At 42.7% G+C, this 20,097-nt stretch carries 18 protein-coding genes; 1 reads left to right on the top strand and 17 read right to left on the bottom strand.

Features of this window, described 5'->3' with window-relative positions; all coding sequences use genetic code 11:
- Positions 1–21 precede the first annotated feature (21 nt).
- The 4 genes from C508_RS0111750 to C508_RS0111730 form a co-directional block, all read right to left on the bottom strand.
- A complete protein-coding gene (locus tag C508_RS0111750; protein WP_018703769.1) occupies positions 22–963 on the bottom strand; it encodes an AEC family transporter in 942 nt (313 codons plus the stop codon).
- A 441-nt stretch (positions 964–1,404) separates the two neighbouring features.
- The gene (locus C508_RS0111740) at positions 1,405–2,604 is read right to left on the bottom strand and encodes a DUF3800 domain-containing protein (RefSeq protein ID WP_018703768.1); all 1,200 of its coding nucleotides are present in this window, start codon (positions 2,602–2,604) and stop codon (positions 1,405–1,407) included.
- 228 nt (positions 2,605–2,832) lie between these two features.
- On the bottom strand, positions 2,833–3,954 hold the full coding sequence (locus tag C508_RS0111735) for a DUF6765 family protein (protein WP_018703767.1): 1,122 nt from the start codon (positions 3,952–3,954) through the stop codon (positions 2,833–2,835).
- A gap of 232 nt (positions 3,955–4,186) precedes the next feature.
- A complete protein-coding gene (locus tag C508_RS0111730; protein WP_018703766.1) occupies positions 4,187–5,677 on the bottom strand; it encodes an aminotransferase-like domain-containing protein in 1,491 nt (496 codons plus the stop codon).
- Positions 5,678–5,895: 218 nt separating this feature from the next.
- On the opposite strand from C508_RS0111730, the gene C508_RS0111725 reads away from it, so the two are divergent.
- Complete coding sequence (locus tag C508_RS0111725; protein WP_018703765.1) at positions 5,896–6,948, top strand: threonine aldolase family protein; 1,053 nt, start codon at positions 5,896–5,898, stop codon at positions 6,946–6,948.
- A 143-nt stretch (positions 6,949–7,091) separates the two neighbouring features.
- Here C508_RS0111725 and C508_RS0111720 read toward each other — a convergent pair whose 3' ends face one another.
- The 13 genes from C508_RS0111720 to C508_RS18475 all read right to left on the bottom strand — a co-directional run bounded on the left by C508_RS0111720 (position 7,092) and on the right by C508_RS18475 (position 20,053).
- Positions 7,092–7,412, bottom strand: coding sequence for a TfoX/Sxy family protein (locus C508_RS0111720; protein WP_018703764.1), 321 nt, complete (start codon positions 7,410–7,412; stop codon positions 7,092–7,094).
- A gap of 430 nt (positions 7,413–7,842) precedes the next feature.
- Complete coding sequence (locus tag C508_RS18480) at positions 7,843–8,418, bottom strand: MarR family winged helix-turn-helix transcriptional regulator (RefSeq protein ID WP_018703762.1); 576 nt, start codon at positions 8,416–8,418, stop codon at positions 7,843–7,845.
- 185 nt (positions 8,419–8,603) lie between these two features.
- The gene (locus C508_RS0111705) at positions 8,604–10,175 is read right to left on the bottom strand and encodes a BCCT family transporter (RefSeq protein WP_018703761.1); all 1,572 of its coding nucleotides are present in this window, start codon (positions 10,173–10,175) and stop codon (positions 8,604–8,606) included.
- A 24-nt stretch (positions 10,176–10,199) separates the two neighbouring features.
- On the bottom strand, positions 10,200–11,384 hold the full coding sequence (locus C508_RS0111700; protein ID WP_018703760.1) for a trans-sulfuration enzyme family protein: 1,185 nt from the start codon (positions 11,382–11,384) through the stop codon (positions 10,200–10,202).
- Positions 11,385–11,589: 205 nt separating this feature from the next.
- Positions 11,590–12,390: a MerR family transcriptional regulator gene (locus C508_RS0111695; RefSeq protein WP_018703759.1), complete on the bottom strand. Its 801-nt coding sequence runs from the start codon at positions 12,388–12,390 to the stop codon at positions 11,590–11,592.
- Between the two features lie 206 nt (positions 12,391–12,596).
- Positions 12,597–13,364: a class I SAM-dependent methyltransferase gene (locus C508_RS0111690; protein WP_018703758.1), complete on the bottom strand. Its 768-nt coding sequence runs from the start codon at positions 13,362–13,364 to the stop codon at positions 12,597–12,599.
- Between the two features lie 62 nt (positions 13,365–13,426).
- Positions 13,427–14,053: a TetR/AcrR family transcriptional regulator gene (locus C508_RS0111685; RefSeq protein ID WP_018703757.1), complete on the bottom strand. Its 627-nt coding sequence runs from the start codon at positions 14,051–14,053 to the stop codon at positions 13,427–13,429.
- Positions 14,054–14,246: 193 nt separating this feature from the next.
- Positions 14,247–14,891, bottom strand: a complete 645-nt coding sequence (locus tag C508_RS0111680) for a hypothetical protein (protein WP_018703756.1) — start codon at positions 14,889–14,891, stop codon at positions 14,247–14,249.
- 38 nt (positions 14,892–14,929) lie between these two features.
- A complete protein-coding gene (locus C508_RS0111675; RefSeq protein WP_018703755.1) occupies positions 14,930–16,831 on the bottom strand; it encodes a DUF2207 domain-containing protein in 1,902 nt (633 codons plus the stop codon).
- Between the two features lie 246 nt (positions 16,832–17,077).
- Complete coding sequence (fumC, locus tag C508_RS0111670) at positions 17,078–18,466, bottom strand: class II fumarate hydratase (protein ID WP_018703754.1); 1,389 nt, start codon at positions 18,464–18,466, stop codon at positions 17,078–17,080.
- A gap of 52 nt (positions 18,467–18,518) precedes the next feature.
- Positions 18,519–18,788: a glutaredoxin family protein gene (locus C508_RS0111665; RefSeq protein ID WP_018703753.1), complete on the bottom strand. Its 270-nt coding sequence runs from the start codon at positions 18,786–18,788 to the stop codon at positions 18,519–18,521.
- A gap of 261 nt (positions 18,789–19,049) precedes the next feature.
- Entirely contained in the window at positions 19,050–19,535 is a 486-nt protein-coding gene (locus C508_RS0111660) for a glutathione peroxidase (protein WP_018703752.1), read from the bottom strand.
- 143 nt (positions 19,536–19,678) lie between these two features.
- Complete coding sequence (locus C508_RS18475) at positions 19,679–20,053, bottom strand: ArsR/SmtB family transcription factor (RefSeq protein ID WP_018703751.1); 375 nt, start codon at positions 20,051–20,053, stop codon at positions 19,679–19,681.
- Positions 20,054–20,097: the final 44 nt, after the last annotated feature.

Here is a 20,097-nt window from a genome sequence, read left to right as displayed (position 1 = left end):
TTGTTTCATTATTATTATAAGTTAGCAACTCGTAAGATAAGCAACCAGCGGTAAGGTAACCAAGCAAAGAATGGTCGTCATCATGATAGCGCCAACAGCGCACTCCTCATCGGATTCATTCGTCCTTGCAAACATGGCAATGGCGGTCATACTTGGCATTCCCGCAAGCAACGTAATAAATGTAATAATTTCCGGTTGAACCTGGAACAGCCGCAGCACCGAAAATATTCCCAACGGAACCGCTATCATTTTTACAACAACAATCGAATAGTATTCTATCTTTGTCAAAAATCTCCTTACATTGCAAAAACAAAAAGTTCCCCCAATATAAATCAGTGACAGTGGCGTTGTCATATCCCCAACCGCTCCGAGAGCCTTGTTTAATGTAACAGGCAGCTTCCATTCCATGATTATAAAAAGAATAGCCAAAAGAATCCCGATCATGGCTGGATTTGCCAAATTTTTAAGATTCGCCGTTAACGAATTATGAGCCAGTTTTTCCTTTGGCAACGTCAGATGAAATCCAACACTCCAAAGCAACATCTGATCCACGATAGTAAAAAGCGCCATATACAGCATGCCACGCTCCGGCAAAACGCCTAAAATCAAAGGAATTCCAATAAAGCCTACATTCCCAAACATGGTTGAAGCATGAAAGATGCGTCCATAATTTCCATGCAAAGAAAAGACCCGTTTAAGAAGAAAGCCTGTAATAAACAGCACTCCAAACATGAAAATAGCAGATGAAAGAACCTCTATAAAAGAAAAAAGAATGTCGTTGCGGGTCGCTCCATTGATTGACTTGTGAAAAATCATAATGGGAAGAATTAAGCGCATGATCAACCTGGATAAATACCCCAGACAATTCTCGTTTATAACTTTTGTTTTTATCCCAATAACGCCAATGATAATCATCACTGTAAAAATTTCCAACTGTGTAAGTACCAGATAAAAAGACTCCATAAGCGTCCCCTTTACAAATTGTTACATCAACGCAGCGCATATTAGCCTCCGTTTACTCCACTGTGAAAATTGATCAAGCAAGCTAGCGAGACATAGTTTTTAACAATGCTTCTCCTATTTTCCCTCAAACTCCTGCTTCTTTGTTTATTCGCATCTAATGTCATCTTCTAGCATTCACATCTCCCAGCTAGCTTAGCAATATAGTAAAACGCGACAGGCCATGTGAAGGTTACGTTTCACACAGCCTGCCGTTTATCAGTATGTTAGAAGGGCCTTTGGTAGCCGTAGCGCATGGCCGGCATCTATCTCCGCGAGTGCGTTTTGCGGCAACTTGGCCACTTCCACGCACAGTTCCGATTCATCATAATTGCTATCACTTTGAAAAAGCATGACAAAAAAGGAACGTCCCTTCTATCCTATAAAGTGAAAGTGATAATATTTTTAATAATCCCCAAAATAGCGTTTAAACTTAGTCAATGCCGGGCCATCCAGTATATCCAGCTTGCCGTCAGTCTGCTTTTTTATAAGCGAGCGACATTTTTCAATTCGGCTAAGCATAGGACTAATAATTCCACTTGTTTGATTAATATAGGTGTATATATCATCGACGCAAGTGGGAATTTTATATCCATGCGAACTACTCGAAATTAGTACATCTGCGTCTCTTAGCGGTGCTACAATTCGACGATAAAGATAGTCACGCGTAACCTTCTGTTCCAAAATATTGGACAGCATTTTGGTTATTTCACTTGAGTGGATATATATAGAGTCATTGATATTGCGCACTGTAAATAGCAATTTTTTCAAGAACAAAATGCGCAATCGAACGTCTTCTTCGTTAGAATTTTTGTTGCTGTCAATGTAGGCTGTCGCACACTGGTCCGCTAACATGTAAATCTGTTTGTCGAACGATGTATCTGCATTCTCTCCAGCCTTATAGGGAATAAAGGACTTAGGGAAATTGATAATCTCTATGATTTTTCCTTTGAATATTTTAAGTACGTCAGGTGCCGTTACATCAATAATATGCTGCATGGTAGATCCAGCAATAATGTCCGCAATTTGTACTATATTACATTTGCGGCTATCGAAATAATCAAAATCATATTCGTTAAACAGATTTGGAGTCGGTCTGTTTTTACAAACATATTTCTTGAATTCTGATTGAAACTCCGAACTCCCGTATTCATCCTCGACAATTTTCAGCTTCGGATAACAAGTATACATGGACTCATACAGTTTCTGATGAAGGAATTTCACAAAAGTGCCTTTATATTCTGTAAGAGGAGAATCATTATAAAATGCTTGCTTATCCGCAATAAGTATAATAAGCGAAAAATCAACGAGCAGCAATTCGGTTAAAATTTTAGCTCTTCGAGAATGCTTATTGCCAATCGAACTAGACTTCATTTCGTTGTTTGAAAAATTAAGCTTGCGTATTTCATTAACTTTCTTCTCAATTTCAAGTATATTCTCATTATTAACTATAACTGCACAAACAATATAGTGTGTAGAAACACCGTCTTTTCTAAAGTCAAAGCCAAAGTTACCACATTCATCAACATATGCTGTACGTCCTGGCTGTATAGCCAGCGTATTTATACGCTCAATATCTTCAAACGTTAACTGATAGTCTTCCATTGTAACCCTCCTTGCAACATATTTGCTTATTCGGTTAATGTTCCCAAGGATTCTTTAAAGTTTTCCAGAAGCAAGGAGCAGACAGTGGGGACGTTCCTTTTTTATCAACTTCTTGCTATTATTCCACACGGAACTCCATCAAATCTTTCTATTCGCCGCATAGGCAGCCTTTCAACTTTCACTTTTTCAGCATTAAATCTTTTCCATGTCTTTCTTCCCGGCTACCAGTCACGATACACATATTCCGTACTTTGGAAGAAGCTTTAGCAATATATATTGCCGCTGGATTTGAAGAGCATCGTGAAACTTTTTCCAGTCTGATGTGAAAAATTCATCTGTAAAAGTGAATCTCTCTTCTTCCCCATCGATTTCGTTTACCGTATTCAAGGCTTCATATTTCCAAGAACCAATCCCTTTCGGAGCGTAGTCCGGTATTTTGCCTACGCCCTGAATACTTCCGTTTGATGATAATTCAAGCCACTTTTCATGACGCACGTCACCATTATCATCGTTATTCTCATTAAAGATTCTTCTCAAAAAATCTCTTTGCTCACCCGCTAACGCTTCAATATCACCATATAGGTTTTCTACATTATCTGCTAACACGATCGTATTGGCGCGCACGCCCAAAAACAAACGCATTAACCGGAGCAGGAAATCTGCCGCCTCAATAAATGCATCGGTGTTATTATACGTCTGCTCTCCACGCTCACGATCTTCTTCAAAAACAAACTTCCATTCCTTCACGTACGGAAGGTCCGGATAATGCAGGGCAGTTCCGTGCCCAACCGGTATCAATTTAGGAAATTGCCTCAGAAACTCATCCTTTAGCGATAACAGCTCCTTGTCTTTTTCATCTACCGCACTAACGATTTCTGCTACTTTATTGATACGGTTGCTAACGCCTGCAAAACCACGATGCGCCCACGTGTCGGCATAAGTATGTATAGCGATGCCAAAACGGTGAAGTCCATAACTTTCATCTCGGCTCCGAATCACATCCTGCAGCATTTCTCGTGCAACAAAACTATCAGGCGTGCACACTACTCTTTCAAACAAATCTTTTGCGACCAGCACGTCCTTTGTTTCTCCGCAGTAACCCGGCAAAAAGTGAAACGGCAGCCAAACATTGTGATTTTCTGTATTATCAGCGTTGTCCTTTACATCATAGGTTTCATGCGCCGAGCTCGTTCTTGTATAGGATTCTCCCGTATAAAATTCAATATGTCCGCTATTATTGGCATCATCAACATATTGCGAGGCATAGGCTACCGTGTATGCCTCCGAATCATTAAAACCGGCCCATTTCGCCAGTACATACACGACATCATAATGAAAGTCTTTTTGCATAAACGCTATCCCCTCCTTAGAAATTCAAGCTCTTACCAATCAACCTATATCACGATGAAGTTATGTTAGGAGCTTCTCTTGTTTTTCTTCAATTTCCTGCTTTTTTCTTCCAGTTATACAAAAAAGCGCCAATACATACGGATTTTTTCCGTACGCATTGGCGCTTCCTTATGTTCTTTATGATAATTCCCAAGCGGTTCGCGAGCTCATACTGAGTTTTCCAAAATACCACTTATGGATTTACGATGGCCTGGTTAAGTATCTTGCAAAGTATATCCAGTGCTTTAGGTAGATCTGCATCGGAAAGATTCGTCCAGCAGATTCGCAAATGATTGAGTTCCGGCTCCCCAGGGTAAAAAATAGAACCGGGCAAATAGTGAATCCCCTGGTTATGAGCCGTACTAAGCAAGTCATCGGCAGATATTTCTGGTGGCAACGTGAGCCAAAGATACATTCCCCCACAGATTTTTTTAAATTTAAAGCCCGGAGGAAGCTTCTCAGTAAGACTCTTACTAACCAAGCTGCTTCGAGCCGTTAATTTCTGGTTCAAGTTTTTTATAAAAGTGACCAGCTGTGGATTGGCAAAGAGCGGAACAAGCGCTTTTTGAAGCCACAAGGGCGATCCCAGATCAGAAATCGATTTTGCCGCCAGCAATCGATTAAATATAGTCCCATGGGCCACCATAACTCCCAATCTAAGTCCTGGAAAAAGAAATTTGCTAAATCCTTTGAGGTAAATTACTCGTCCAGAGCGATCTAATGAGGTAAGTGTCGGAGGTGTTTTCATGGCGGAAAGACTATTGGAAAACGCTAGCTCTCTATGGGGATCGTCTTCGAGGATCAGAATATTATTATTTTCCGCAAACTCAAGCAGGTCTTTGCGACGTCGAAGCGACATGATTGCGCCGGTTGGGTTTTGGTATGTTGGTACTGTGTATATGGCTTTAATTTTTGTTTGTGTTGCAAGCTCTTCTAGTATGTCAATTCGGATTCCCTCGTCGTCAATGGGTATTGGCTGAATTACGGCGTGACTAAAACGAAATGCATCAATAGCGCCGGAAAAACAGGGAGTTTCCATAGCCACAACATCCTTGGGGCCTAAAAACGTCCTAGCAAATAAATCGATTCCTTGTTGGGTCCCATTGGTAACCAACAGTTGATGCGGCTGAGTTGGTATTCCCTGGCTTGCTAAATAGTTGCAAATTTGCTTTAGCAGCTCCGGATCTCCTTGGTATGGGGAGCGGCTTCCAAGCGCTTGAGGGTATTTCTGTAGCGCTTCTTGTATGGACTCTTGCAACATGGTAACGGGAAATAAGGAATGATGTATAGAAGCGGTAGCCATATCCAGAAATTGAGAAGGAAGTCTTACGCTGCTCTGGCTCCAAAAGCTTGCCCGCGGAAGATAATCTTGAATTGATACATGCCAATTGTACGGAGAAACACCGCTTTGGTCATTATCTTGCGGAACGCCATTTTGTATAGCGCTATGGCCTTTTACAAACGTTCCTTTTCCGCGAATGGTTCTAATTAATCCATCTTTCTCAAGTGCTTTATATACCCTATGTGCGGTAACCAAACTTATATCCAAACCATGTGCTAGCTCTCGAACCGACGGGAGCGCACAATCTTCTTCCAACAGGCCCGAACGAATGCGCTGGGCAATTTCGAGCTTAATCTGTTCTTGAATAGACGTTTTTGCATGTCGATCAATCGATATATTCAACGCTTTCCTCCAGACGCCTTAGTGTTATACATCCACATTGACTGTTATACATATAGCAGCCTTATTATTATACTATGCCAAAGCTGATAACAATTCAATCATTATCAGGATCATGAAGAGTATACAAGCCAAGAGGCTTCAACCACAGGAGGTTATGGTGTTACAGCAATAAAACAGTTTACCCATCCAACAACTTATTTTCGAAGGGGGATTATCCAATGTATAGTTTCAAAAACGATTATAGTGAAAGCGCTCATTCCAATATCCTAAAAGCGATTGTTGCTTCCGGTCTAGAGCAAAACGACGGATACGGCATGGATTCGCATTGCGAAAATGCAAAAGCTTTGATTCGAAATGTTATTCAATACGAAAATGCGGATATCCACTTTCTTCCTGGCGGAACGATTGCTAATTTGACATTTCTTTCCCATTCTCTAAGGCCCTACCAAGCTGTCATCTCTGCAGATTTCGGTCATATTAATATTCACGAAACAGGAGCTATCGAAGCCAGCGGGCATAAAATCCTTGATATTGTAACCCCTAATGGCAAACTGACGCCGGAACTAATTCAGCCCGTTCTTGACCAACATCAAGATGAGCATTGGGTACAACCTAAAATTGTCTTTATTTCCAATCCGACCGAGGTTGGCACCATCTACTTTAAAGCAGAGCTCGAAGCGCTTTCTACCTATTGCAAGGAAAACAATCTGTTGCTCTATTTAGATGGGGCTAGGCTAGCAATGGGCTTAACCGCTCGAGAAAATGACATTACCATTGCCGATTTGCCAAAACTTGTCGATGCGTTCTATATTGGCGGAACAAAAGCGGGAGCTTTATTCGGAGAGGCTTTGGTCATTATTAATGATTTTTTAAAAAAAGATTTCCGCTTCAATATGAAGCAACGTGGCGCCATTTCAGCAAAAGGATGGCTTCTTGGTATGCAATTTGAAGAGCTATTCAAGGATGATTTATATTTCAAATTGGGAGCGCACACAAATAAAATGGCCTATTTGCTGAAGGAAATTTTCGAGGATGCCGGTTTCGATTTTATTGCTGAACCTCATTCTAACCAGCTATTCCCCATATTTCCTAACTGGTTAGTGGACGCGATATCTCAAAAGTATATTACCTCTATCTGGAGCAAGCCTGATAGCGAACATACCTGTATTCGTTTTTGTACGTCATGGGCTACCAAGGAAGAAGCCATTCGCTCTTTCAAAGAAGATTTCACTAAAATAATAAACCAGCATAACTCTTGTTCTTCAGACTGACTTACGCCAGAACCATATTATCTTGTTCCTCTTTGCGAACGAAAAAAAAGCGCCAATGTGTACGCATTCTTTTCGTACACATTGGCGCTTTCAACTCCGCACGTGCAACCTTGTGCAACAGCCTGGATAAAGCTCCGTTTCTTTTATTGTTTCTTCTTTCTCGGTTTTGGTACTGCCGTTATGGGTTCCAAAATGGTAATCACTTCTTTGCTAAGACTTGCATTATCAATGTCCAAAATATAGTGCTCCTTGGCTCCCTTATACGGAATTCCCTTATCCGCATCGCGCATGACTTCATCCAAACAGGGAAGAAGCTTCACAAATACCGTATCATCGCACACCAGCAGGATGGGTTTATTATTCACATACACCATGTACTCTCCGAACATCTTTCGATAGCGAATTGGGCCGACTCCTGCAATTTGCTCACAAACGTATTCAATAAAATCCAAAGAAGTGCTCATCCCGACCTCCTTTTCAGTAACGATCTGCAGTACCACAATCGTCAATTTAAGATTGGATATCTTAATTATACCCCATCAACAACAAAAAGGCCTTCGAATATCTCGAAAGCCTTCCTATTTTTAGTTGCATTTAGCTATGATATGCCTTTAACCTGGATTTGCTGTTCTTGGGCATAAGTCTTTCCTTTATCACATTTTGGCGTAGCAAGACTGCAATGATTTTTGCACATAGGGCAAACTTCAGCTTGGAGTTCACTAGAAACCAACACAGCGTTCGGTGTCGACACTACGGTCCTTCCCCGGTGTCGCTTGTGGAACTTTCCGCCATGACGCCCTCGATGTCCGCCCTGTCTTACGGATAAGAGATAAGCCAAACGCTTTAACAAGCCCATATCGTCCGCCCCCTTTCTACGCAGCTTGCAGCTAACGCTTATTCGTCGTCTTCGGATTCTTCATGATGACCGTGGTGTCCATGAGGACCGCCATGAGGTCTCCCGTGATGACCGTGTCCGCCCATGCAATGACCATGATGATGCATGTGGCGTTCCATGAATTCGCCTTCGTCTCCCATAGTTTCCTTGAGGCTTGAAATCACTCGTTCCAGATAGCTTTTTAGATGATTTTGCTCTTCTTCGGTAAGACAGTTGAAGATTTCATCGGCTTTCTTCTCGTACTCATGAAGGCTTTCTTCCGAAACAGCCTCTTCTTTTCCTTTTTCCGTCAATTGCACAATCATCGAACGCCGGTCTTCCTCGGAAGGCTTGCGCACAACCAGTCCATTTTGCTCTAGCTTGGCTAGCAATTCCCCGATGGATTGCGGCCGAGTTCCCAATAAGAAGGATAGCTTCTTTTGGCTCATTTCCGGTTCCATCTGCAAAAGCGACAAGATTCTACCTTGTCCTCGAAATGGGCTGTGCATAGCAGGCCCTTTCCGGTGATGATGACGATGCATCATCAAATGGCTAAGGACAATAAAGTGCTCTGTAAGTGTTTCTGGTTTCTTCATTTTCATTTCCCCTTTGAATTATTTTACGAAGGTACCTTTGTTTTTATAATAGCAAGGTACCTTCGCATTGTCAACAACTCTTTTTGAAACGCCCATAATACCCCTTTGCTAAAAGAAAACAAGAAAGCCAGTATATACGAAAATTCCTTCGTATATACTGGCTCTTCACTACCTAAGAGGAAAGCCTAGTTCCATTTAATGAGTTTACTTTTTGCAACGGGGATATTGCGACGTTCAATATCCGCTTTCAAGGTTTTGTAGAACGTCCACAACAATAAAGCAATGACAAACAGCATGGGGATCGCAAACACAGTAGTAACCGACTGAATTGTTTTTAAAACATTTAACCCGGGTACCATGTGCTCTAAAAACAAGATACTTACCGGCAACAGCAAGACCAAGCACGCCCAAAAAACTTTATACCAGCTTGCTGGTTCTTCTTCGCTTTTCAGGTTTTTCGAGGTAAGCATCGAAACAACAGTCGAAGCAGCAGTAGCGCCGCACGCTAGCGTAATAAACACAACCGCCATGTACACGGTAATTGCCAATCCAGAAAAAGGTAGTGTTTTCAAGACCGCTAACACCGCAGCATTATTCCCGCTTTCCGCTACAAGTTGCGATAAATTAAGCGCACCGCTTAATTCAAGACTGATACCATAGTTTCCTAGTACGGCAAAGGCCAGCCAACACGCCAAGGAAGTCCAGATGCAGCGAACAATCGCAATTTCGCGGAAGGTCCGTCCATAAGAAACTCGAGCCAGCCAAAGACCATCCGAAATGGTGCAGCCCACGTACCAGGCCCAATAAAAGACCGTCCACTCTTGAATAAAACCAGTTTGCGCAATCGAGTCCGTATTAAAACTCATATGAACAAATTCGCGAATATTCGTCCCTATCGCCATGACGAAGTTATTCAAAATGAAAGATTTCGGCCCTACGAGAAATACAAACAAGAAAAATGCAATCGCCAATTTCACATTAAAATCACTAATAATGCCGATTCCCTTGGCAATACTCTTTGAGGTCGATAGAAGAAAAAACAAGAAGAATACCAAGATAACGCCAATACGCAATTCAAAGGTTACCGGCATTCCCAGCAAATGCCCGAGCAGTTCCGCCAAGATGGCGGTTCCCAAGCCTACGGTGCACACTAAACCGCCAATATAGCCGAAAGCCACAACGCCGTCAATACAAGTACGCAATACACGCACCGGCAAGCTTTCACCCTTCAGCACCGATTGACACAAATCCGAAAGATTTAAAGAATCGGCTTTTTTGTTCCAAAAGATATAGCCTAAAGCCAACGATGCCGGAAGGTAAATCGCCCAAGCGGAAAAGCCCCAGTGAAACATGCCATACGCCGATGCATATTCATATGCCTGAATGGACATAGGTTCCAGACCGAATGGAGGCGTTTTCACATAGTACATCCATTCCACCATGCCGAAAATCAAGATTCCAGCTCCGGCAGCGGAACACATATTCATTGCCGCCCAAGTGAAAAAGGGATAATGCGGCTTCGCCTCAGCCCCGCCCAGCCGAATATCTCCATACTTGGAAAACATGATAAAAACAGCGAAGACTGCACTCAAAAAAGCAATCAGTAAAAACAACCAGGGTAAGTTCAGCGTCATAATCGAATAAAAGATATTAATAACCGCCGCACTGGCGTCTGGATACAACGCCATCGGAATCACCATGGCAATCAACAATCCTACCGCCAGTAAGGCGATTGGCAAATTAATATTCTTAAACATGCTGCGCCCCCTTCTTCCTTACGCTTATGCAAACACCGTCAAAGCTTGTTTAAAATCGGCAATTAAATCGTCCGTCGCTTCAGCGCCCGCGGAAATACGAATCAAGCCTTCTTCCATGCCCATATCTTTCAACTGCTGCGGTGTAAACTCATTGCGGAAAGCCGTAGCCGGATGAGCAATCGTCGTGCGGTAACCGCCCAAGGTGCCTAAGTATTTCACCAATTGCAAGCGATGCATAAATTCATTGACTTTCTCGCGGTCATCTTCCACCCGAAAACTTAGCATGGCCCCGCAGCCTTGCGGCATCAGCCGATTCGCCAGTTCTCTTTGCGGATGATTCGAAAGCGTCGGGTAGTTCACATACCGTACATGAGCGTCCGCATCAAGGGCTTCCGCAATTTTCTTCGCATTTTCAAATTGCTTCTTCACCCGCATTTCCATCGTGCGAATGCTGCGCAGCATCAACCAGGCGCTATTAGGGTCCAGGCACCCGCCTAACAACAAAAAGTCGCCATATATTTTTTTAATGACTTTCTGCGAACCAGTAATCGAACCGGCTGTAATATCACTGTGTCCGCCGAAATATTTGGTCAAACTGTGCAATACAATATCAGCGCCATGTTCAAGAGGCCGAATCGCAAACGGAGTTGTAAAGGTACTATCCACCAACACCATTGCTCCTGCACGATGTCCAATCGCTGAAATTGCATCAAGATCAATGACCTCAATTAAAGGATTGGCAATGATTTCCGTATATAATATCGTGGTGTTTTCTTGTATAGCCTTCTCTACTTGCTCTGTTTTCGTAAAATCGGCGTACGTTATTACCACTCCCAGTTTAGTCAGCACACGATCAAAAAGCTCTATTGTCTCTCCATAAATCGAGCGACTGGCCACAATATGATCGCCAGCCTTTACCAACGAGACTAGCGCAGTGGAAATAGCCGCCATTCCAGATGCGCAAACGAGAGACGCCTCGCCTCGCTCCAGATAGGATATTGCTTCGGCTACGCCGTCACGATTGGGATTGGCCGTCCGGCAGTAGTAATACTTCCCGCCGCCGCTGGCAAAATCATAATCGTCCATATCGCAAATAATATTGGCTGTAGAATGATAAATAGGCGGTGTTTCCGGCCGTTCAACCGGCAGCGTAGTTTCACTGCCCGTGTACAGAATATGTGTTTCCCGGCGTACTTCTTTGTCTTTCAACAAGATTCCTCCCTAATCGTCGAGTTACTTACAGCCTCAAGCATAAACCTTATTCCTAGAAAAAAGTCAACGCTAACTTTCTGACAAAACAGAATAATACGCATCATTAAAACAAAAAGAAACCCTGCGGCTTCTACAAAATAGCAGCAGCCACAAGGTTTCTCACTTATTACATAGGCCCGGCGATAAACAACGCAAGTAGCCCTTATTCCAATAACATTTGCACTTCATAATCAGCATTCATAAATTCTACTAAATTATCCTCAAACTCCAAGGCAATGGTTGTTGTCGGACGAGGAATTGAATCAAAAAATTTCTTCAAAATAGTCGTATCCCAAGCTTCCTGCAGCAATTTAGTCCGAAAGCATAAATACTCGCCTGCCGGTAATTCCTTGTAATACGGAGTAAAAAAAGGAGGCCTACTTTTTATGTAGATGAAGTAATTTTTAGGTTTAAATCGTCGTTCAAACAAAGCCTTCGTTGCCAACTCATACCCGTACTGACGCCGGTAGGATAAAGCATGCAGCTTTTCTTGGCTCCGCGCTTCCGCCAGACGAATCTCCATATCTGCCAGCTCATCCTGTTCATAACAAGGCACTTGAATTAAATGCCTCGTCTCCAAATGCATGCGATACAAGACTTTGGCCGCATCCATTTTGCTCAAATAAGTAAAGTAATCAATGTACCATTCCACATCCTTAATGCGAGCGCGAACGGCTTCCATTTCTCGATTAGCTTGCTGCCACTGCTCTTCAAGGGCTGGCAACAAGCCGTCAACAGTACCCTTTTTGAGAATGGAACCAATCTCTCCTAAAGACAGACCTAGGTATTGCAAATATTTAATGCGATCAATCATATGGAATTGATTGAATTCATAGTATCGGTAGCCAGTTTGGGCGTCAATATGCGTTGGCCCTAAGATGCCTATTTTTTCGTAATGCCTCAAGGTTTGCGTTGTAACCCCAAGCAGCTTTGCCGTTTCACCAATCGTATAATGCTTTTTCATATGCACGACTCCTCGCAGTAAGCCTAGAGTAAAAATGTTGTTTCCCAGCAAACCTAAACCATTACAGCATCCCCCTGCTCTACGTCAGCGGCTATTTAGTATTATAACATAGATAGACTTCCTCCATTGTCTCTCTCGAAACAACCGAGACGGCGACCAAACTTTATTGTAGCAATAAAGTTTGACAGCCATCCGCCCTTCCTATTCTATATCTTTTTCCCAAGATAAAATACATAGCCGTAATACTGCTTATATTTCAAATACAACTCCGCCTCGCGCCTCATAAATGCAATCATATTTTCAACCGTTTTATTGCCTGCATGGATTTTTAAGAATTCCTCTTGTCGCGCTTTTTGCGGAATAAAATAATGCTCTAGCCAACAAGATTCCGGCAGTACAAAGACGGCCACCGGGATATACCCTGTTTTTTGCATAACAGAAACCGTATGCCCTATGGTTGCGATTTCCGGAACCGCATCCACCCACCACTTTTCAATTTCAGAAGGGCGTTCCTCCGTAAACCAGGACTCATAAGATACAGCTAGATAACCACCCTTTTTAAGGAACTTCTTCCAATGATTCAATCCTTTTTCAAAACCGATATTACCAATCGCCCCTTCAGACCAGATAAGATCAAATTCTTCTTTCTGAAATGGCAAATTATCCATTGAACCGACTATGCCTTTGACCCGGTTTTGCAAGCCGAGCTTTCCTGCTGTTGCGTTCAGCTTATCAATGGATCCTGCATACAGATCCAACGCGGTAATCTCCGCCTGTGTATGTTGCGCCAGCACCATGGTTTGAAATCCTGTGCCACAACCCAAATCGGCTATTTTTGCTTTGCTGGAAAGAGGGCCGATAAAGCTTAATGCCTTAAGGGTTTCCTCCGCACTGCCCGGGCCTTGCCGTTCTAACCCTGTAAAAAATTCATTAATGAGGGTAAAGTCAAATTCGTGAATGCTTCCGTTTTCCATGGTATATGCTCCTTATCCGTGCAATTTTCTTGGGTTTCATTCGTTGGCTCATCCAGCAGCTTTCAGCTACGCCTTTCAGGGAAGTTTTTTTCTATAAATCGTTCTATATGGGTTGCTAATAGTTCCGCTGCCTCTTTTTTATCAGATGTTGCATCAGACATGCTTAGCAATAAATAAAAAGGCGCATAAAAAGCGAGGGCCAGCTGCTTAGGATCGCTTTTACTCCAAGCACTGTGTTCTTCCATCATTTCACGGAATACGTCTTCCATATAGCTAATCGGTCCGCTTAAAAGACATTTTTGGTACAGTTCCATTATCTCTGGATTTCTATATTGTTCTAGGATTAGCATCTTCCGAAAACTACTGGCAAATTCATCCTCCGTCCAAAAATGAAACTGCGCATTGATAAAAATCTTGATTTTATCCATAGCGACCTGGCGATAAGCAGACGGCGATCGCGCAAAGGTTTCTTCCGGCACTTCATATGTTTTCGCTCTCTCTGCATCCACTTGATACATACGCTCCACAATGCTGTTGAATATTTCTCGCTTATTCTTATAATGCTTGTACAAAGCGCCTTTGGTCATACCAAGCGCTCCGGCAATGTCGCTAACCGAAGCAGCCTCATAGCCATCCCGCGCGAACAACCGAAGCGCCGTATGTAAAATATTCACTTTGGTGTCGGCCATTGAAAAGCCCTCCTCGTTTAGTAAACGAACGTTTACTTTTATTTTAGTTAACGATCGTTTACCTGTCAATGCCATATTACAAATCATAAAACGCGCCTTATACGACTTTAACCAAGAAAATTCATTCTTTCTAAAGTCTTTATAAGGCGCGTTTTTATCTTTTATCTAATTGAGAGACCGCTGCACAACTTCATTATCCGCTTCGCTTTAACCTGGAAATCACCAGCGGAATACCGCCGAGCGTCAGCAAAGTGAATATCAAGCCAAAAGCCGCTTGTACCATGAATAGTTTCTCACTATATGTATTGAGCGGTAAATAGTTTGCTTTAACCTGATCCGGCGTGATTTTATAGGATTCATCCAACACAAGACCACGTTGACGGTATTCAGGAAGCTGCCCCGCATCCACTGGTTTATACTCTGCGGAAGAGGAAGAAGGCTTTACCAAGGGCCCTAGCTTCTCGCCAGTTTTGATATTGACCACGCTAGTACGACCTATAGGATACGATGTGTAGATATAATCATCCTTCAAGTAGTCTGCGGATATCAAAAATACGCTGCCCGCAGCATCGACTGCCGCATGTTGATAGTCGCCTGCTAACGAATATAAACCGGATGTTTTTTCATAACTGACGAGAGATAGTTGCTGCCGGCCTAGTTCGAATGCCAACGTATCGGTTACCTTGTAAAGCTGATATGTCGAGCCGCTAGCCAAGTTCAACTTCGCTCCCATAAACCGGATGGAATCGCCGCCAGCGTTGACGGCGCGCAAGCTAGCCCCGAATAATACTAGAACAAGAATCCAGATCATAAGGTAGGCTTGCTTATAGTTTTGCATTGCTACAACCTCCCAAACTTTTTTTGCAATACACTTGCTTACCAGCTTCCTCCGCCGCCTCCGCCAGTCCCTCCTCCTCCCCCTCCGCTGCCGTCAGAGGACTCAGAATACGTCATGTTACTTTCAAACAAGCTGAGTTGTTCATTAACTATATTGCTAAAAGATAAGGCAACGTACAGATCCGACATCTGGCCCTTAAACCATTCAGGCGGCTGAAGCTCAATTCGCTCAAAAAGAGTCCCCCATTCCTTGGAAATGTTAAACATATAGGCATACGGCAGCAATGAATAAAATGGCTCAGATGTTTGCCAAGTAGCAAGATCGCCGGTTCCCATCTGCTTTTTAAGTCTAAGAACCTGGCTAAGCAACATATTTCCAAACGCAGTGCGTTTTTTCATAAAAGCGCCGCAAAAACCGCTTACGCCCATAACCGCTACAATAAGCCAGCTTTCCTGATCCAATGCATCCGCATACGAGGCTAGTCCCAAAAGCACGCCAAGCATCAGCAAAAAGCCAATGCTATTAATCAGCAACCCCTTCATTGCTCCCGTGCCATTTTTACGTGCGTAATAATCAACAAACAGGATAAACGGAAAGAGAACAAACGCCCAAACTCCTACCAATACCATACTCGTAAGCAAATCGGTCCACGAATATACATCACCGTAAATTTTAGCGGAAAATATCACCATGCCCAATAAGGTAAGCAAATAGCAAACACCTCGAGCTTTGCTGCTTGGCACTGTATATATCCGCCGTTCCGGTACGGAAAAATAGTCTTGCAGTTCCCGTTCTGTTTGGAACAGCACACCAGCAACCTGCGTTTTCAGCTGTTCAGCTGTAACCTTATCGCCATTTACAAATAGGGCGTTAAAGAGGGTTTGCTCATACGGTTTCAACCCTGCATCCGCATCTTTTAGTTTGACCAGAGTAACGTCATCTTGTCCGTTCTTCTCAAAACACAAATATCCTTTATCAGCCCAATATAACAGCAACGCGGTTCTGCCCCTCTTGGCAGCATCTCCGCCCAAAACATAACCGGCTTCAGCCGGAGTGAAAGTCAGCGGCAAAGGAAGTGCCCCCTCCCTCTGGAGGCGAGAATTTCGGCCAACCAGGAAAAATAGCAGCAAGCTCACCAATATTAAGCCTGCCAAGATCCCCTTCCAAATAGCGCTATGGTCATCGGTACTTCTGCGAAAATACCCTTGCGGCAACGCTAGTCGAATCGTCAGTCCTTCTCCTCTAGCCAAGACGCTATTGACTTTACCTGTTATTCTATTGTCTTCCACTTGATAGTTGACTCGGCTGCCTGCATCCTTTGCGCCAAGCATAAAGACGATGTTTTTCGGATCAAATGCTTTAGGCATTTCAATGGCAAAACTGACATTGCCAATATAAGTATCCCAGCCATCGCCAATCAAGTTGTAGTACAGCTCGTTAAATGATTTACCGCCGTCACTGTTGACTGAATATGTATAGCGAATGCAATATGTTTTTTCGCCAGTGAAGGTTTGCGAAGCATCTCCAATTTTGAGCGCCAACTGCCCGGACTTATTTTCTTGGTTGATTGGCACGGTTTGTCCGGTAAGACCGTCCATTACCAATAGATTACTTATTTTCGCTTTTTGTGTATAAGCAACCGTTTCTTGGTTCATAGGTTCGCGGACTTTATGGACAAGCGGAATATTTCGATAGATCCCATGCTTTGGCTCCTCAAATTGAGCCGTTATATTCTCTGTAACATCCAAGAAATTATTTTCCTGAACCTTAATTTGAACATCATACCTCGTGATTTTGTAACCATTAAAAGCTAGGATGATTGGGTCTGTTTTACCCGAATCGAGCATAGGCGCCGTTATACCGACAGGTAGGAAAAAAAACAATGCCAACAGCGTTCCTGTCAAAAATACCATTAGTTTTTTGCCTTCATATTGTTTCATTGGCCGCTATCTCCATTTAATAAGAATCTCCTGGTCAATCTGACATACCTTATATCGACCAATTTACAAACTTAGCTAAGACTTACATATTTTACTGTGTTTTTTATTTATAGTTCCTCGCGTTTAGCTCAAATTGCAAAACAATAACAGCTCCTAGCCTTTTTATACTAGGAGCTGTTACCCAACAATCCATCATTCAACTTTCTTTGCTATAGTTAATCGGCTATACGATGGTAGAAGTAGGTTCTAACTATGCGCCGTTATCAATTTAGAAGGGTCCATATGCAAATCGTAATCCGCTTCACTCACATAGCCAGTCGCCATAGCCGCCTCTTTTAAGGTGATATTTTCGCGAAACGCCTTCTTTGCAATTTCAGCCGCTTTATCATAGCCAATCAGAGGAACTAAGCCGGTAATCAAGATTAAGGATTGATTTAAATTATGATCAATTTTTTTCAAATTAGGCTCAATCCCCACTGCACACTTTTCGTTAAAAGAATTCATAGCGTCACTAAGCAGCCGAACGGACTGTATAAAATTGTACGCAATAACCGGCATAAATACATTTAGCTGAAAATTTCCCTGGCTCGCCGCAAAAGACACTGTAGTATCATTGCCAAAAATTTGCGTGACTACCATCGTCAACGCTTCTGCCTGGGTAGGGTTCACTTTGGAGGGCATTATTGAACTTCCTGGTTCATTGGACGGAATCGTAATTTCACCAATGCCGCATCGCGGTCCGCTGGCCAACCATCGGACATCATTCGCAATCTTCATCAAATCCGCGGCTAAGGCTTTCAATAAGCCATGTACGGCCACCATTTCATCTTTACTGGTAAGCGCATGAAATTTATTGGGCGACGTCTCAAAATGCTCTCCCGTAAGCCGACTGATTTCAGCTGCAATGGCAACCGCAAAGTCAGGATGCGAATTAATTCCCGTCCCTACCGCCGTCCCGCCCATAGCCAACTTGCGTAAAAAATCAAGGCCTGTAATAAGCATCGTTTGATTTCGCTCTAGCATCCCCGCCCAGCCGCTAATTTCCTGTCCGAGCGTCAACGGCGTCGCATCCATTAAGTGCGTCCGCCCTATTTTTATGATGCTGTTATATTCTTCCGATTTGCACTGCAACGTATGCAATAATGCCTCTAGCGCCGGTAACAATTGCTTGCGAATCAGCGTCAACCCAGCCACATGCAAGGAGGTAGGAAAAATATCATTAGAGCTTTGTGAACGATTCACATGGTCATTAGGATGCACTTTTATTTTTTGCCCCTTGGCCGCTAAAATTTGTTCAGCCCGATGGGCCAGCACTTCATTAATATTCATATTAAATTGGGTACCGCTGCCTGTTTGCCATACGGATAAAGGGAAGTTTCCTTCCAGTTTACCCTCTAGCAATTCATCGCAAGCTGCAATAATCGCGTCGGCTCTAACTTCATCCAGCAAGCCTAGCTCCTTATTTACAGCCGCGGCAGCTCGTTTCAGCACGCCAAATACTTCGACCAACTCCATCGGAATTTTTTCAGTACCGATACGAAAATTTTCAAAACTCCGCTGTGTCTGAGCCCCCCATAGTTTATCAACAGGCACTTTTATTTCTCCAATCGAGTCCTTTTCTATGCGGTATTCCATAACAATTCCTCCTTTTCCATGCAAGGTATTCAAAATGACCCCATTTTCAGAGCTAAGCTTCCATATCACTAGCCTCTTCAAACACTTTGCGCACAATCTCTTTCGTAGTACCGCCTTCAAAGACTTTACGCGTTCCTACAAAGTACGTTGGCACATAATAGTAATCGTATTGCTTGGCCATTTCGGGCGTTTTTTCTTCATCAATAATTTCTACTTTGATCTCTTTATATTTGGGATTTTCCTGTTTTACCTCATCAATCCAGTTAATTGCTCTTTTGCAATGAGGACACCAATCTGTTATAAGCACCGTAATATCTTTCATAAGCAATCACCTTCCTTATACTTGCATTCTAAATTGCCAGTATCTATTTTCCCTATTAGGTCTATCCGGAATTCAACAATACATTTTTCTTACGATTCTTTATTAATAACATTCTCTCGCTTTCTAAATTCTCCTGCTTGGCCCTTCGTTTTACGACATACATAGCCCAATTCTTACTGACGTGGCTTGAGCAAAATGCTTACGCACATAAGAAAAAATCGCCTAGGGCTAATGCCTAGGCGAACAACGGAACTTCCCATATTACTCTTCATTTTTTATTAATTTTTCTATATCCGGCGCAATTTCTCTCGGATTTGTGGTGGGAGCGTAACGATTTATTACCTTACCTTGACGGTCAACTAAAAACTTAGTGAAATTCCATTTCACCGCATCTCCGAACCACCCAGGCGCCTGCTCCGTTAAATATTTGAACAAAGGATGAGCGTCGTTACCTCTTACCTTGATTTTTTCAAACATCGGAAAACTAACACCATAATTCAACTGACAAAACGTCTGTATTTCCGTATTACTGCCTGGTTCTTGCTTCAAAAACTGGTTACAAGGAAAGCCTAATACGATAAAATCTTCCTGCTTATATAGTTGATATAGCTCTTCCAGTTCTCTGTACTGCGGAGTAAAACCACACTTACTAGCAGTGTTGACGATTAATAAAACTTTATTCTTATACTCGGCCATAGACTGCTCATTACCTTCAATGGTTCGAACATGAATATCATAAAGTCCCATCTTCATTACTCCTTTCATTCACTGTAAGACTATATTGCCTAAAAGGCTTCTTATACTTATCATTGTTCCGTCCCCAAAAACCACATCTATCACATTTTGAAATAACAACGGTGAAACTTTTTCGTCATGAAGTTGATAACCGTTTAACTATTTTCTCGTTTTTGCTGCAATATTTTTCGTGACGGTGCAATGCAGCCTTGCCATTCACTTTGATGACGCTTAAGCGCTTCCAGATCCCCTTGGCAAATACGTTCTTGAGCAAGTCTTTCCTGCAAATAAGAAGCCAATAGTTTCTCCTCGGTTAGAAATGCTGGAGCAATCTTATAGTTGATCCATTGGGCCTGCTTAAAGCTTTGAACAATCCCGGCATTCTTCAACTTTGCTAAGTGTCGAGATACATTCGTCTGGCTCATCTGCAAAACATATTCAAGCTCACAAACACAAAGTTGTTCTTGTAACAACAGATGAACTATCCTTAGCCGGTTTTCGTCGGCTAAGGCTTTCATTATTTCAATCATATTACTCTCCTTGGAATTCATATCATAATGGAATCTAACTACAT

This window comes from Anaeromusa acidaminophila DSM 3853 (assembly GCF_000374545.1).
GTDB classification, from domain to species: domain Bacteria; phylum Bacillota; class Negativicutes; order Anaeromusales; family Anaeromusaceae; genus Anaeromusa; species Anaeromusa acidaminophila.
This window is presented reverse-complemented; position numbering and strand designations above follow the sequence as displayed.